Consider the following 15,185-nt stretch of genomic DNA (forward strand, 5'->3'; position numbering starts at 1 on the left):
GACACGGGGGGAGCCCCGTTCCCGCGGGGATTGAGAGGGGGAAGCCCAGGGGAGGGCAGACGCGTCGGCCCTGCCCTCCCGGGGCTATGGTGGCAACTATGAGTGAGAGCACCATCACGCGGCAGACCTGCCGTGAGCGTTCCCGAGTCGTGCGCGATCCCCACGTTGACCTGGCCCTCGACGTGTCGAGGGCGGGCTCGGGGGCTGAGACGCTGAGCGTGGAGGCCACGTGGACCTTCCGGAGCGAGGCCACGCAGACGCACCTGGACTACCTGGGCGAGGTCCTCAGCATCCAGATCAACGGCGTGGAGCGTGACCCGGAGGCCTGCGCTTCGGAGGGGATCATCCGGATCGACGGCCTCGAGCCGGGGGAGCAGGCGAGGGTGAAGATCCTCGGCGCGTCCCGCTACTCGCGCACCGGCCAGGGCCTCCACCGCTTCGTCGATGGGGAGGACACCTATCTCTACTCGCACTGCGAGCCCTCGGATGCGCGGCGCATCTTCCCCTGCTTCGAGCAGCCGGACATCAAGTCCCGGGTGCGGGTGAGCCTCGTCGTTCCGAGCGGATGGAAAGCCTTCTCCCTGGGTAACCCGGAGAAGGAGGAGGAGCTCGACGGCGGGCGCCGCCGCGTCACCTTCTCTCTCACGCCGCCGGTCTCGAGCTACCTCACGGCTTTTGCCGCCGGGCCGTACGTCGGCGAATCGACGACGTGGACGGATCCCCGGACGGGCGTCACCCACGACGTTGGCGTGTGGTGCCGGAAGGCGATGCGGGAATTCCTCGATGCGGAGGATTTCCTCGCGATGACCACACGCGGGCTCAGCTGGTTCTGCGACCTCTTCGATTCCCCCTTCCCGTGGCTGCGCTATGACAGCATCCTCGTGCCGGAGTACAACCTGGGCGCCATGGAGAATCCCGGGCTCGTGACCTTCGCGGAGAAGTACATCTTCCGCGATCAGCCCACGGACGCTGAGCGCGCCGCCCGGGCCAACACCCTCCTCCACGAGATGAGCCACATGTGGTTCGGCGACGAGGTCACACCAGAATGGTGGGATGACCTGTGGCTGAAGGAATCCTTCGCCGAGTACATGGGGGCCGCCGCGAGCGTGGCTACCACCGCGCACACGGACGCGTGGGTGAATTTCGCCGGCCGGCGCACCGCATGGGCCATCGAGCAGGACGAGCTGCCCACCACGCACCCCATCGCCGCGGACATCCCGGACGTGGACGCCGCCCGCCAGAACTTCGACGGCATCACCTATGCCAAGGGGGCCGCCGTGCTCCGGCAGCTCGTCCACTTCGTCGGCGAGGACGTCTTCACCGACGCCACCCGACGCTACTTCCGGGCACACGCCTACGAGACGGCCACCTTCCAGGACTACATCGCTGAGCTCAGCGCCGCGAGCGGCCGCGACCTCAGCGAATGGGTGTGCCTCTGGCTGCAGACGAGCGGCGTGGACATGATCTCGGTCGAAAGGGAGGGCTCGTGCCTGCGGCTGCGGACGCTGGAACGTCCCGCCCGCCCCCACCGCGTGGACATCGGGCTCTTCGAGGTGAAAGGCGGCGTGCTGAGCCGTCGAGCCACCCTCGACGTCGAGCTCCACGGGGAGGAGAACAGCGTCGACACCGGCCTGCCGCCTGAGGAGCTGGCGGAACTCCTGGTCCTCGTCAACGACCACGCCCACTCCTACTGCCTCGCCAGCCTCGACGCGCGCAGCCTCAGCCTCATTGACCAGTACCTTTCCACCCTCGACGACGCCCTCAGCCGCACCGTCATCTGGCAGCAGCTGTGGAACCTCGTTCGGCGTGGGGAGTTGCCGCCCGAGCACTTCGTCAACCTCGTGAGCATCCACGCCTGGGCCGAGCGCAATGCGACGACGCTGGGAACCATCCTCGACCAGGCGGAGCAGTGCGTTGAGCACTACACCCCGGCGGCCCAGCGCCCGAAGGCCAGGCGCCGCCTCGCGACCAACCTCCAGAGCCTGCTCACCGACGCCGAGGCCGGCTCCGATGAGCAGCGGATCCTCCTTGGCGCCGCGATCCGCGCCTGGGGAGCCGCCGACGACAAGGACTCCGGCCCCACCCTGCGCTCCTACCTTCACTCGGAGGTCCTGCCTGGCCTCGAGCTGGGCCCGACGCTGCGCTGGAACATCCTCTGCGCCCTGCGAAGCCTCGGCCTCATGGGGGAGGAAGAGCTGGCGGAGGAGCACGCCCGGGACAACACGCTCACCGGCGCCGTGCGCTTCTTTGAAGCCACGTACTCCGCGCCCGGACGGCGCGCTGCCTTGCTGGAGAAGCTCCTCACCCCCGGGGAGCTGAGCAACGATGAGGTGCGCGCCGGGCTGGCTGCGTGGAACCGGCCGGGGGAGGCCGCCGGGAAGGAACGCGCGGAGCTTCTTGGCGTCGAGACCTACCTTGACTCTGTAGAGGAGTGGTGGGCGAAATACCCCATGGAGATGTCCACGCGGCTCATCGCGGGGCTCATTCCGGCTGCGGACCTCGAGGGGGCGGAGGCCATCCAGCGGTGGCTGGAGGAGCGCCCGGATTTGCCGGGTGGGCTTCGCCGGACTCTCGTGGAAAGCGCTGATCGGGTGCGCCGGGCGGCGGAGATCTGCGCCCGACAGGAGAAGTGAGGAGGAGAGGATGGAACTGCTGAGCTTCAGCGCGGGGCCCTATGCGACGAATTGCTATGTCGTCGTTAATGAGGAGGAGGGCTGCGTGGGCGTCGTCGACCCGGGGCTGCACGCGGCCCCGCAGATTGAGGCGCTGCTCAAGGAGAAAAACCTGAGGTTAAGCGACATCGTCCTCACCCATGGGCATATCGATCACACGCGGGATGCCGGGCAGCTCGCCGCCGCCCATGGACTGCCCGTGAGCCTCCACGAGGCCGATCACCCCATGCTCAGCGACCCCCACGGCGGGGTCTCGGCCGAAGCGGCGCAGCTCTTCGACACCGCGCACATGACCCCCATCGAAGATCTCCGCGCGCTGGGGGAGACGGTGGAGCTCGCGGGCCTACCCCTGGAGGTGATCCACGCGCCGGGTCACTCCCCGGGATGCGTCATGCTGCGCAGCGGAACGGTGTGCTTCAGCGGCGACGTCCTCTTCCGCGGCTCGATCGGCCGCACCGACCTCCCGGGCAGCGACCCCGACGCCATGATGCGCAGTCTGCGGGAGAAGGTCCTACCCCTCGCCGATGACGTGACGATTCTCCCCGGGCACGGGGCGCCCAGCACCATGGCCCAGGAGCGGCGGAGCAATCCCTTCCTCCTCCAGCTGGGGTAGCGGACGGTAAAGTATTCGGACGTGAGCGAAAAGAAGAAGTTTGCGTCCCTGTCCGCCCCCAAGGGGGTTCCCGATTACGTGCCCCCGGTGTCCCCGCGCTTCCTCGCGGTGCGCGATGCCTTTATCCGCCAGGCCCACCTGGCCGGATTCCAGCACATCGAGCTCCCGATCTTCGAGGACACGAACCTCTTCGCCCGCGGGGTGGGGGAGTCCACGGACGTCGTCTCCAAGGAGATGTATACCTTCGCTGACCGGGGCGATCGCTCTGTCACGCTGCGCCCCGAGGGGACGGCCGGGGTGGTCCGCGCCGTCATCGAGCACAACCTGGACCGCGGCCAGCTTCCCGTGAAGCTCAACTATGCCGGCCCCTTCTTCCGCTATGAGCGACCGCAGGCCGGCCGCTACCGCCAGCTCCAGCAGGTGGGCGTCGAGGCTATCGGCGTCGACGATCCCGCCCTCGACGCGGAAATCATCGCGCTCGCTGATCGCTGCTACCGGAGCGTCGGGCTCAGCGGATACCGGCTGGAGCTCACCAGCCTCGGCGACCGCAACTGCCGCCCCGCCTACCGGGAGAAACTGCAGGAGTTCCTCTTCGCGCTGCCGCTTGACGAGGAGACCCGCCACCGCGCGAGCATCAACCCCCTCCGCGTCCTCGACGACAAGCGCCCGGAGGTCCAGGAGATGACCGCCGATGCCCCGCTTATGCTCGATTACCTCAATGATGAGTGTCGCGAGCACTTCGAGACCGTCACCGGACTCCTCGACGACATGGGCGTGGCCTACACCATCAACCCGCGCATGGTCCGCGGCCTCGACTACTACACCAAGACCTGCTTCGAGTTTGTCCACGACGGCCTGGGCGCCCAGTCGGGCATCGGCGGCGGTGGCCGCTATGACGGGCTCATGCAGCAGCTGGGCGGGCAGGACCTCTCCGGCATCGGCTTCGGACTGGGCGTGGACCGCACGCTGCTCGCCCTCGACGCGGAGGGTGTGGAGCTGCCGGGCACTGAGCGTCGCGTCGACGTGTACGGTGTGGCGCTTGGCGCGGAGGCGAAGAAGCGGATGGCGGTGGTCATCCACCAGCTGCGCGGCGCTGGGGTTGCCGCGGACATGTCCTATGGGGACCGCGGCCTCAAGGGCGCGATGAAGGGCGCGGACCGTGCTGCCGCCCGCTATGCGCTGGTCCTCGGTGAGAATGAGCTGGCAGAGGGCACGATCGCCGTGAAGGACCTCGCCCAGCACGAGCAGGTGAGCGTCCCGCTCACCGACGTCGTGGAGCACCTGCAGAAGGCCCTGCAGAACGCCCTGTAGGGGAGGGCGGGGCACACCCGCCCGAGGCCCCGCCCGGGCCTTACACCCCGCCTAGCACTCGGTGAGGTTCACCGGGAGGCCCAGCGTGACGGCGAGCCCACCGGCCGCCGTTTCCTTGTACTTGGAGAGCATGTCGCGTCCCGTGGCGGCCATCGTCTCGACGACGTCGTCGAGGGACACCCGGTGCGTGCCCTCACCCATCATCGCGAGGCGCGCGGCATTAATCGCCTTCACCGCGCCAATGGCGTTGCGCTCGATGCAGGGGATCTGCACGAGCCCACCCACCGGGTCGCAGGTGAGCCCCAGGTTGTGCTCCAGGGCGATCTCCGCGGCATTCTCCACCTGCGCCGGGGTGCCGCCCAGAATCTCGCAGAGACCGGCGGCCGCCATCGCTGCGGCCGAACCGACCTCCCCCTGGCAGCCGACCTCCGCCCCGGAGATGGAGGCACTCTCCTTGATAATGATCCCGACGGCGCCCGCCGCCAGGAGGAACTGGCGCGCTTTCTCCGTCGAGAAGTCGTCGAGGAAATCGAGGGCATAGTGCATGACGGCGGGGATGATCCCGGCCGCACCGTTGGTCGGAGCGGTGACGACCTTGCCGCCCGCCGCGTTCTCCTCGTTGACGGCAAGGGCGTAGAGGTTGACCCACTCCATCGCCCCCAGCGCATCGCCGCGGGGCGAGGCCTTGATCTCCAGGAGCTTGCGGTGGAGGCCCGGGGCCCGGCGGCTCACACCCAAGCCGCCCGGGAGGATCCCCGACGTCGCGATGCCCGCGCGAACGCACTCGCGCATGGTCTGCCACACCGTGTCGAGGTAGTTGTTGACCACCTCGATTCCGTCGTGGAGCGCCGCCTCATTGGCGGCCATGATGCCGGAGAAAGAGAGCCCGGTGTTGGTGCAGTGCTTCTTGAGGATCTCCGCCGTGGAGAAGGGGTAGGGGGCGTCGGCCGAACGGCCGGTCGTGGACGCGCCGGAGCCCAGCCCCTCCTCGGAAGCCGCGAGCTCCCGCAGCTCCTCGCCACTGAGGATGAAGCCCCCGCCCACGGAGTAATAGTCCATGGGATCCCCAAGCGGCGAACCATCCCGCCCGAAAGCCTCCATAATCATGCCATTGGGATGCTCAGGCAGCGCGTGGGTATCGACGACGATCTCATACTCCACAGTGCCCAGCGGCCCAGAAATACTCCCGCGCGCGGGGATGAGGTCCCCATAAGCGGGAGTGACACCGGCCGGCATGGTCTCCGGCTCATAGCCCACGAGCCCGAGAATGCTCGCCCGGTCCGTGCCGTGGCCTTGGCCCGTCGCGGCGAGCGAGCCGCGAAGAATCACGCGGACGCGCGCCGGGAGCGAGGGGAAGCGCCGCACGAATTGCCGTGCCGCACGCATGGGGCCCACCGTGTGCGAGGAAGAGGGCCCAATCCCCACGCTGAACAGGTCAATGACGCTGATGGTCACTCAAGTACCTCCCGAGAGTTGATGAACGGCCCCAAGTGTAACGCGGAATGCCGGCCGCGGAATGCCTCCCCGGGTGATGTCTCAGCACAGTTCCTAGGCGCAGTGCGCAGAAGGGGTTGAGGCCTCGACCGACGGGTTTTGCGGGGTGCGGGGTTGAAGGCCCCGAAGATAAATCTTCACCATGGTTGCCTCCAAATCGGGCACGAGGGCGTTGAGCCCCTCCACCTGCGGACGGGAGGCCGTGAAGAGCCCAACGAGCACGGTGAGGCCGTCGATTTCGGGATCGAGGAGGCCGGCGCGCTGGGCGTCGGAGGCAACCTCGTTGAGGAGCTCGAGCACGCGCGCCGTGATGGCCTGCAGGTCCTCGGGCAGCTCGTGGACGTCCGTGGGGACGAAGACGGGGACGATGGCGCCGAGCCCGAGACGCACGAGGCTCCACATGAGGTCGGTCCAGGCTTCCTCCACGACGGTAGCCGGGGCGCTGGCCATGGCATCGCGCGCCTCCTCGAGGAGGGCGACGGCCTCATTGAAGAGGTGGGCGGCGCAGGCGTGGCGCAGAGAGATGCGATCCGGGAAGTTGCGGTAGAGCGTGGCGATGCCCACGCCCGCGCGCTGCGCAATGGCCTCGAGGGGGATGCTGTCCTCGTGCCGCGTCCGAACAAGCTCGCACGCGGCCTCGATGAGGGCTTCCCGCCGGCGCAGGGCATCAGCACGCATACACTTTCCTTCACACTGTAAAGTTCCTGGACCGAAGCGGTGTGTTGACACAACCGCTCGCTGGGGTTCAAGATACTCTACAGAAAGTGATAGTTAAACCTCCACATAGTCGGGAGTACGATCATCAGCACCCTATTAAGCACTGAGGATCTCGATCTGGGGATGGGGTTGTTACCGAACATCACCATCCCGGATGAGCCCAGTCTGACTCTCCTCCAGTCCTATCGAGAGTCCCAGTCCACCACTCTTTCCCTCGTTCTGGCAGGGAGAATGGCATGCCCGCAAGGAACCATCACACTGTGGCAGCCCACCACGCTCACCGGAGCCCGCGAGCGCGCGCGCTACTGCGCCCTCGCTGGGGTTTCTGAGCTCGACGGGCTCGAGCGCCTGGTCCCCGTGCGGACTGTTGTTCGTGAACAGTTGGCGTGGGCCACCTCCTGGTGGAAGCACACGCCGCGGCCAGAGGACTCGGACTACCCAGCCCTTGCACAACTCCTCGACCTTGACATCACGCTCGATGACACCGTCGACGACCTCCGCGCCCGGGACCGCTTCCTCCTGCGGATCGTCCTCGCGCTGCTCTCGCGCCCGGACGCGAGCCTGCTTATCGTCGATGACATCGACCAGGTCAAGTCGATGACGGTGCGCGATGAGGTCTTCTTCCGGCTGAAGAACCTCAGCCAGCGCATCCCGGTCATCGTCAATAGCTCCAACCCTGACACCACGGGGACGGTCGACCGCGCGCTGTGGATCAGCCCCGAAGAGCGTGACGTCGAGGACGAACAACCCTCCGAGGAGGACTAATGTCGCTCTTTCACATCGGCTCTGAGCTGAAGCGATTCTTCTACGGAAAGCTCCCGCCTCTGGGGCTCGCCGTCATTATTTTGCTGCCCCTCATCTTCGGTGGCCTCTTTGTGTGGTCCTATTGGGATCCGATTAGTGGGCTCTCGCGCCTGCCCGTCGCCCTCGTGAACCAGGATGCCGGGGCGGAGAAGGACGGCCAGCCGCTCAAGGCAGGCGACCAGGTCACGGAGAAGATCCTCGAGAATGACCGGGTGAAGTTCATCGAAACCACCCCGGAGGAGGCGCGCGACGGCGTGGCCGACGGCACCTACTACTTCGCTCTCGAGATCCCCTCGGACTTCTCCGAGGCCGCGGTGTCCGCCGGGACGAAGAACCCCCATCCCGCGACGATGAACGCCGTGTTCAACAGCGCCAACGGCTTCCTCGGCCAGGTGTTGGGTAATCAGATCGCCACGATTGTCGTCGACACCGTGGACGCCCAGCTGGGCGAGCAGGTCACCGATAACCTGCTCGTCGGCTTCAACACCATCGGTGAGGGCATGGACGCGGCTGCCGATGGCGCTGGTCAGGTCAATGACGGTGCCGGCCAGGCGAATGACGGAGGCCAACGGCTCGCCGACGGCGCCCACGCCCTTGATGCCGGCATCAATGAGGCCGCCGACGGCGCCCAACGGCTGAGCGACGGTCTCCAGCAGCTGCGCGCGGGCACCGACACCCTGGGCGACGGCGCCAGCCAGGTCTCCGGCGGCGTTGACCAGATTGTGGGCTTGACTGATGGGGCAGCAGCCCAGCAGAACCAGCTCATTGCGCAGCTCGTCAACCTGTCGACGGGATTGCGGGCCTCTGGTGTCCCGGGCGCGGCGCAGCTTGCCCAGCAGACCGACGGCGTCATCCACCAGCTGCGGACGACGGGCATGGGGCCGGACTCGGATATCGCGCAGAAGCTCAATCAGCTGCGCGATGGCGCCCGGGAGATCGCCCGCCAGCTCACCGACCCCAACGCGGAATACCGCGCCGGCGTTGAGCAGGCCGTCGACGGCTCCCAGACCCTCGCAGCCGGTATGCGACAGCTCCAGGACGGTTCGAAGCAGCTGGTCGTCGGCGCCTCCGCGCTGCGCGATGGGCTCGTGCGGCTGGACGAAGGCTCCGGGGAGCTCGCGCTGAAGATCACCGACGGTTCTCAGCAGCTTCCGCGCTTCCCGGATGATGTGCGCCCGGATTATGCGTCGACGATCGCGACGCCGGTGAAGCAGGTGCAGCCGGCCGACCCCGGCCTCACCACCTTCGGCGTGGGCCTGGCCCCGTTCTTCATCTCCCTGGGTCTCTTCATGGGAGGCACGGTGTGCTTCATGCTGCTGCGGCCGCTGCAGCGCCGTGCGCTCGACTCCCAGGCGGGGAACCTGCGCGTGGCCCTGGCAAGTTACCTGCCGGCCATGCTCATCGGCTGGTGCCAGGCAACGGCGATGTTCCTCGTGCTGCGCTTTGCGATCGGCCTCGATGCCAAGCATGACTTTGGTCTCTGGCTCTCGATGCTCGCGATCTCGAGCGCCTTCGTCGCCTTCACGCACTGCATCAATGCGTTCTTCGGGCCGGCGATCGGCCGCGTGCTTTGCCTCATCCTGATGGCAACGCAGCTGGTTTCCTCGGGCGGCCTCTATCCGCCGGAGACGCAGCCGCGATTCCAGCAGATCATCCACGTTATTGACCCGATGACCTATTCCATCAACGTGCTGCGGCAGATGATCGTGGGGCCGAGCAGCTGGGACCTCGACCACCGCTTCTTCACCGGAATGGGGGCGCTCGTCCTGCTCTTCGTCCTCTCGGGAGCGGTGAGTATCTTCGCGGCCTGGCGCCACCGGATCATCCGGCACAAGGATCTTCACCCGGAGCTCTCGGTGTAGGCCCGGCGGCAGAAAGCAGATCAAATAGAAAGAACTCGGGACGGCCCTGTCAACTTCTCGACGGGGCCGTCCCGAGTTTTCTGTCTTCTCATCGGCTTCTTATTCTTTACTCGGCGTACACGTGGCGCCCCAAGGTGTCGCAGGCGTTCATCTTGCCCGTGCGGTAGCCGGCCAGGAAGGACTCAGCCCGCTGCTGGGAGGAGCCGTGGGTCCACTGGTCGGGCTGGACCTCCCCGCCGGAGCGGCGCTGGATGTTATCATCGCCGACGGCCTGGGCGGTCGCGATCGCGCTTTCCACCTGCTCCGGGGTGATGGTCTCGAGCATGGCGTCCTCGCCCTTATCCGCCCAGTGGGCCCAGATGCCGGCGTAGCAATCAGCCTGGAGCTCGATCTTCACGGCGTTGGAGTCCTCGCCGGGATTGTTGTAGTCGCTGAGCCCGAGGGTGCCCTCGAGGTTTTGGATGTGGTGGCCGTACTCGTGGGCCACGATGTACATCTGTGCGAGCGGCGCGTTCTCCCCGCCCAGCTGCTCCAGCTGCTGGAAGAAGGAGACGTCAAAGTAGGCAGAGCGATCGGCCGGGCAGTAGAAGGGGCCGGTGTTGCCCTGGGCCACCCCACAGCCGGAGTTCGTCGTCTGATCGAAGACGACGAGGCCGGGCTCCTCGAACGTGATGTTCGCCTGCTCGGGGAGCTGCTTTTCCCAGGTGTGGAAGACGCTCATCGCGGTGAACTCGACGCGGCAGTCGGCGCGGGAGTTCGCGTCCTCGGCGGTCTGGCAGTGCTCGAGCCCCGCCCCGCCCTGCTGCGCCTGGGTGTCCTGGGGTGCGGGAGCCTCGGAGCCGCCGAGGAGAGTCCCCAAGCCGGCGGGATCCCCGCCGAGGAGAAGATAGAGACCAATAAGGACGACAGTGCCGATGCCGCCGCCGACGGCAATCCGGCCCCCTCCGCCGCCGCCACGGCGGGCGATGTTGCGATCTTTATGAACGCCCGGTTTGAAAGTCATAAGCCAAATCTTAATATCTTGATCGGTGGGGGCCGCACAGACAGGGCGGGGGAGGGCGAGTAAACTGGGCGCGACATTGTGTCGCACAGCGAACCCCGTGACATTCTCGAACTCGGAAGGACCGTATCAACAGTGTTGCGTACCCACCTCGCGGGTGAACTCCGCAAAGACAACGCAGGCCACACCGTTACCCTCACCGGTTGGGTAGCGCGTCGTCGAGACCACGGCGGAGTGATCTTCATCGATCTGCGCGACCGTTCCGGGATTGCCCAGGTCGTCTTCCGTGAGTCCGAGGTCGCCGAGCGTGCGCACGAGCTCCGCAGCGAGTACTGCCTGCGCGTGACGGGCGTCGTCGAGGAGCGCCCGGAGGGCTCGCAGAACCCGAACCTCCCGAGCGGCGACATTGAGGTGAACGTCAGCGAGCTTGAGGTGCTCAACCCCTCGGCCGCGCTGCCCTTCCAGATTGACGACGCCTCCACCTCCCACGGCGAGGTGGGCGAGGAGGTTCGCCTCCGCTACCGCTACCTTGACCTGCGCCGTTCCAGCCAGGGCAATGCCCTTCGCCTGCGCTCCCGCGCGAACCAGGCGGCGCGTCGTGTTCTCGACGCCCACGACTTCACGGAGATCGAGACGCCGACGCTCACCCGCTCCACTCCGGAGGGTGCGCGCGACTTCCTCGTCCCCGCCCGCCTCAAGCCGGGTACCTTCTACGCCCTGCCGCAGTCCCCGCAGCTCTTCAAGCAGCTGCTCATGGTCGCTGGCATGGAGCGCTACTACCAGATCGCCCGCTGCTACCGCGATGAGGACTTCCGCGCGGACCGCCAGCCGGAGTTCACCCAGCTGGATATTGAGATGAGCTTCGTCGACCAGGAGGATGTCATCGCCCTGGCCGAGGAAATCGTCACCGAGTTGTGGAAGCTCATCGGCTACGAGATCACCACCCCGATCCCGCGCATGACCTACGCGGAGGCGATGAAGAAGTACGGCTCGGACAAGCCCGACCTCCGCTTCGACATTGAGATCACCGAGTGCACCGAGTTCTTCAAGGACACGACGTTCCGCGTCTTCCAGAATGAGTACGTGGGCGCCGTCGTCATGGAGGGTGGGGCCTCGCAGCCGCGCCGTCAGCTCGACGCCTGGCAGGACTGGGCCAAGCAGCGCGGCGCCAAGGGCCTGGCTTACATCCTCGTCCAGGAGGATGGGGAGCTCACCGGCCCCGTCGCCAAGAACATCACCGACGCCGAGCGCGAGGGCATCGCGGCGCACGTCGGCGCGAAGCCGGGCGATTGCATCTTCTTCGCGGCGGGGGAGACCAAGTCCTCCCGCGCCCTGCTCGGCGCGGCCCGCACCGCGATCGCGGAGAAGCTGGGCCTCATCAAGGAGGGCGACTGGGCGTTCACCTGGGTTGTCGACGCCCCGCTCTTCGAGCCCTCCGCTGATGCGCAGGCCTCCGGCGACGTCGCCCTCGGCCACTCCTCGTGGACCGCGGTGCACCACGCGTTCACCTCCCCGAAGCCGGAGTGGCTGGACTCCTTCGACGAGAACCCCGGCGAGGCCACCGCCTACGCCTATGACATCGTCTGCAACGGCAACGAGATCGGTGGCGGTTCCATCCGTATCCACCAGCGCGATGTTCAGGAGCGCGTGTTCAAGGTCATGGGCATCTCGGAAGAGGAGGCCCGGGAGAAGTTCGGCTTCCTCCTCGACGCCTTCGCCTTCGGCGCCCCGCCGCACGGCGGCATCGCCTTTGGCTGGGACCGCATCGTCTCGCTCCTTGGCGGCTTCGATTCGATTCGCGACGTCATCGCATTCCCGAAGTCCGGCGGCGGTGTGGACCCGCTCACCGATGCACCGGCCCCCATCACGCCGCAGCAGCGACGTGAGTCCGGGATTGACGCCCGGCCGGGGAAGAAGGGAACCAACTAGCCCTCCCCGTCGTCTTAGCGGAGGGAAGGCGTGCCACCCATTATGGTGAGAGGGGGAGTCCCCAGAGCGGAACTCCCCCTTCGCCATGTGCGGCGTCACGTGTCGTGCTGATTAAGGAGAGACCATTGAAGAGCACAGAGGAGATCATTGAGCGCGCTGAGCGCCTGCTCACCGGCCGCTACGGCGGGCAGCAAAAGCTCACCGATGTTCAGCCTCTCTCTGGCACCGGTCATGCCGTCGTCCTCAGGGCTAAGGTTGCCCAATCGCCTTTCCTCGAGGACCGCAGCCTCGTCATCAAGTACACGCCTCGCTCGGAGGACCCGCTCGATGATGTGGGGCTCATCCGGGAGGTGGTGGCTTACCAGTTCACGACGTCCCTTCCCGAGGAGGTGCGCCCGGGGCCCGTTCTCCTCGCCTATGACATTGACCAGCGGCTCGTCGTGATTTCCGACTCCGGCGATGGGGACACGTTCGCTGAGCTGCTCTCGCAGAGCGGGGAGGAGTCCCGCGCCCACATCCTGCGCAACCTCGGCCAGGCCATCGGGCGGATGCACGCCGGGACGGCCGACCGCGAGGACAACTTCGATACCCTTCAGGCGCGCGTCCTGCGCTCCCACCAGGATGCGTCGGCCCTCGTGCACGCCCGCGATCACTCCTTGGAGTTCTCCCTCGGCACCGGGGTGAGCCTGCTCAACGACGCCGGGCTCGACGTCCCGCCGGATGTCATGGAGCTCATCGGCCAGGCCCGCCGCCGCCTGCTGCGCGGGCAGCACCGCGCTTTTACCCCCTTCGATCTCTCCCCGGACAACATCATCGTCGCGCAGAAGACGCACTTCCTTGACTATGAGTGGGCGGGGTTCCGCGACGCCACCTTCGACGTCGCCTGCGTGGTGGCCGGCTTCCCGCAGTTCCTCTTCTCGCGCCCGATCAGCGACGATGAGGCGGACGTCTTCATCGACGCCTGGGTCGGCGAGGTGAACTCCATCTGGCCGAATGTGCGCAATGAGGACCGCCTCCACGTGCGGATCGTCATCGCCATGCTGGGCTGGGCGCTCGCGAGCATCTCGCTCATGCATTTTGGCTCGCTCAACAACGTGGCGGTGGCGCTCATGCACGATTCCTCCGCCGAAGAGGCCGAGACCGCCCGGATGCTCTCTGAAGAGCGGCGGGCGGAGATCGACGTCCTCCGGCCGTCCACCGAGGGGCCCTTCAGCGAGGAGGAGCACCTCGTGCGCCGCGATCTCCACGAGACCTTCGAAGCTCTCGCCCGCTTTGCCGCCCGAGGCAGCGACACCCGTCTTCCCGTCGTGGCCCAATTTGCCGCCCACGTCGCTGAGCGCCTTGCTCCCGTCGACGACGCCCCGCGCTACGCATGAGCCCCCAGGACGATCTCTTCGGCGGTACGACGTCGGGCGGCGATGAGGGCGCGATCCGGCGGGAGGCCTCGGACTTCTTTGAGGCCCCGGCCGGGGCCCCGCTCGCCGCGCGGATGCGGCCCCGGAGCCTCGAGGACGTCGTGGGCCAGGAGCACCTCCTGGGGGAGGGGAAGCCGCTGCGGCGGCTGGTCGAGGGCTCCGGGGACGCCTCGGTGATCCTCTATGGGCCACCCGGAACGGGGAAGACGACGATCGCCTCGCTCATCTCGACGGCCACCCAGCGCCGCTTTGTCGGCCTCTCGGCGCTGAGCTCCGGCGTGAAGGAGGTCCGCGCCGTCATTGACCAGGCGCGTCGCGACCTCATTAACGGCCACCGGACGGTCCTCTTCATCGACGAGGTCCACCGCTTTTCCAAGACCCAGCAGGATGCGCTCCTCGCTGCCGTGGAAAATCGCACGGTGCTCTTGGTGGCCGCGACCACGGAGAACCCCTCCTTCTCCGTGGTGGCGCCGCTGCTCTCGCGCTCGCTGCTCCTCCACCTTGAGCCCCTCGATGACCCAGCCCTCACCACGGTCATCACCCGCGCGATCACCGATGAGCGCGGCCTCGGCGGCCGGGTGGGGATCGACAATGATGCTGTGGAGCAGCTGGTCATGCTCGCCGGCGGGGACGCGCGCCGCGCGCTCACCTACGTGGAGGCGGCCGCGGAGGCGGTGAAGGATGGGGAGAACATCACGACGGATACCCTCCGCGAGAACATCAATCGCGCGGTGGTGCGCTATGACCGCGATGGGGACCAGCACTATGACGTCACCAGCGCTTTCATCAAGTCCATTCGGGGCTCGGACGTGGACGCCGCTCTCCACTATCTGGCCCGCATGATCGAGGCGGGGGAGGACCCCCGCTTCATCGCCCGTCGTCTCATCATTCACGCGAGCGAGGACATCGGCATGGCGGATCCCACGGCCTTGCAGACGGCGGTTGCCGCGGCGCAGGCGGTGGCGCTCATCGGGATGCCGGAAGCCCGGCTTACCCTCGCGCAGGCGACCATTCACCTCGCGACGGCGCCGAAGTCCAATGCCGTCATCGAGGCCATCTCCGCCGCCCAGCAGGATGTGCGCGAGGGCAAGATCGGGCCCGTCCCTCCGCACCTGCGCGATGGCCACTATGAGGGGGCGAAGAAGCTCGGCCACGCCGTCGGCTATGTCTACCCGCATGATGATCCGACGGGCGTCGTCCCCCAGCAGTACGCCCCGGAGATTGTGCAGGATGCGCGTTATTATCACCCGCGCCCGCGCGGGGCGGAAAAGCGGATCGAAGCCTATCTTGACCGGTTGCGCGGCATTGTCCGGGGCGACGGGTAAAGTGTAAGGCCGTCTGACAAAATCTATGGCAGCAATGACCATC

At 67.0% G+C, this 15,185-nt stretch carries 11 protein-coding genes; 8 read left to right on the top strand and 3 right to left on the bottom strand.

All coding sequences use genetic code 11. The features are described 5' to 3' along the window. Window positions 1-98: 98 nt before the first annotated feature. From pepN to hisS, 3 genes are read left to right on the top strand one after another with little or no spacing between them, the layout of a single operon-like run. Window positions 99-2,633, top strand: a complete 2,535-nt coding sequence (pepN, locus tag L1O03_RS05010) for an aminopeptidase N (protein WP_236118331.1) — start codon at window positions 99-101, stop codon at window positions 2,631-2,633. 10 nt (window positions 2,634-2,643) lie between these two features. Then, window positions 2,644-3,285: an MBL fold metallo-hydrolase gene (locus tag L1O03_RS05015; RefSeq protein WP_236118332.1), complete on the top strand. Its 642-nt coding sequence runs from the start codon at window positions 2,644-2,646 to the stop codon at window positions 3,283-3,285. 21 nt (window positions 3,286-3,306) lie between these two features. Beyond that, window positions 3,307-4,596 (top strand): histidine--tRNA ligase, encoded by a 1,290-nt coding sequence (gene hisS, locus L1O03_RS05020; protein WP_236118333.1) that lies wholly within the window; start codon window positions 3,307-3,309, stop codon window positions 4,594-4,596. Between the two features lie 51 nt (window positions 4,597-4,647). Here hisS and L1O03_RS05025 read toward each other — a convergent pair whose 3' ends face one another. Continuing rightward, window positions 4,648-6,051 carry an L-serine ammonia-lyase gene (locus L1O03_RS05025; RefSeq protein ID WP_236118334.1) on the bottom strand — a complete coding sequence of 468 codons (1,404 nt, stop codon included), beginning with the start codon at window positions 6,049-6,051 and terminating at the stop codon, window positions 4,648-4,650. Between the two features lie 93 nt (window positions 6,052-6,144). Then, on the bottom strand, window positions 6,145-6,768 hold the full coding sequence (locus tag L1O03_RS05030) for a TetR/AcrR family transcriptional regulator (RefSeq protein ID WP_236118335.1): 624 nt from the start codon (window positions 6,766-6,768) through the stop codon (window positions 6,145-6,147). Between the two features lie 270 nt (window positions 6,769-7,038). On the opposite strand from L1O03_RS05030, the gene L1O03_RS05035 reads away from it, so the two are divergent. Together L1O03_RS05035 and L1O03_RS05040 are read left to right on the top strand one after the other, a co-directional pair. Beyond that, window positions 7,039-7,572 (top strand): hypothetical protein, encoded by a 534-nt coding sequence (locus L1O03_RS05035; RefSeq protein WP_236118336.1) that lies wholly within the window; start codon window positions 7,039-7,041, stop codon window positions 7,570-7,572. Then, complete coding sequence (locus L1O03_RS05040; protein ID WP_236118337.1) at window positions 7,572-9,473, top strand: YhgE/Pip family protein; 1,902 nt, start codon at window positions 7,572-7,574, stop codon at window positions 9,471-9,473. The genes L1O03_RS05035 and L1O03_RS05040 overlap by 1 nt, the downstream gene beginning before the upstream one ends. A 106-nt stretch (window positions 9,474-9,579) precedes the next feature. Here L1O03_RS05040 and ypfJ read toward each other — a convergent pair whose 3' ends face one another. Further along, window positions 9,580-10,476 carry a KPN_02809 family neutral zinc metallopeptidase gene (ypfJ, locus tag L1O03_RS05045; protein ID WP_236118338.1) on the bottom strand — a complete coding sequence of 299 codons (897 nt, stop codon included), beginning with the start codon at window positions 10,474-10,476 and terminating at the stop codon, window positions 9,580-9,582. A 132-nt stretch (window positions 10,477-10,608) separates the two neighbouring features. On the opposite strand from ypfJ, the gene aspS reads away from it, so the two are divergent. The 3 genes from aspS to L1O03_RS05060 all read left to right on the top strand — a co-directional run bounded on the left by aspS (window position 10,609) and on the right by L1O03_RS05060 (window position 15,142). Continuing rightward, on the top strand, window positions 10,609-12,402 hold the full coding sequence (aspS, locus tag L1O03_RS05050) for an aspartate--tRNA ligase (RefSeq protein ID WP_236118339.1): 1,794 nt from the start codon (window positions 10,609-10,611) through the stop codon (window positions 12,400-12,402). Window positions 12,403-12,527: 125 nt separating this feature from the next. Continuing rightward, window positions 12,528-13,778, top strand: coding sequence for a protein kinase family protein (locus L1O03_RS05055; protein WP_236118340.1), 1,251 nt, complete (start codon window positions 12,528-12,530; stop codon window positions 13,776-13,778). Then, window positions 13,775-15,142: a replication-associated recombination protein A gene (locus L1O03_RS05060; RefSeq protein ID WP_236118341.1), complete on the top strand. Its 1,368-nt coding sequence runs from the start codon at window positions 13,775-13,777 to the stop codon at window positions 15,140-15,142. The genes L1O03_RS05055 and L1O03_RS05060 overlap by 4 nt, the downstream gene beginning before the upstream one ends. Window positions 15,143-15,185: the final 43 nt, after the last annotated feature.

Origin of the sequence: Corynebacterium uropygiale (assembly GCF_021568315.1) — a bacterium.
GTDB lineage: Bacteria > Actinomycetota > Actinomycetes > Mycobacteriales > Mycobacteriaceae > Corynebacterium > Corynebacterium uropygiale.

Excerpts from the sequence above, each read along its gene's own strand:
- pepN (WP_236118331.1), top strand. The coding sequence starts at position 99 with ATGAGTGAGAGCACCATCACGCGGCAGACCTGCCGTGAGCGTTCCCGA.
- L1O03_RS05015 (WP_236118332.1), top strand. The coding sequence starts at position 2,644 with ATGGAACTGCTGAGCTTCAGCGCGGGGCCCTATGCGACGAATTGCTAT.
- L1O03_RS05030 (WP_236118335.1), bottom strand. The coding sequence starts at position 6,768 with ATGCGTGCTGATGCCCTGCGCCGGCGGGAAGCCCTCATCGAGGCCGCG.
- L1O03_RS05035 (WP_236118336.1), top strand. The coding sequence starts at position 7,039 with ATGGCATGCCCGCAAGGAACCATCACACTGTGGCAGCCCACCACGCTC.
- L1O03_RS05040 (WP_236118337.1), top strand. The coding sequence starts at position 7,572 with ATGTCGCTCTTTCACATCGGCTCTGAGCTGAAGCGATTCTTCTACGGA.
- ypfJ (WP_236118338.1), bottom strand. The coding sequence starts at position 10,476 with ATGACTTTCAAACCGGGCGTTCATAAAGATCGCAACATCGCCCGCCGT.
- L1O03_RS05060 (WP_236118341.1), top strand. The coding sequence starts at position 13,775 with ATGAGCCCCCAGGACGATCTCTTCGGCGGTACGACGTCGGGCGGCGAT.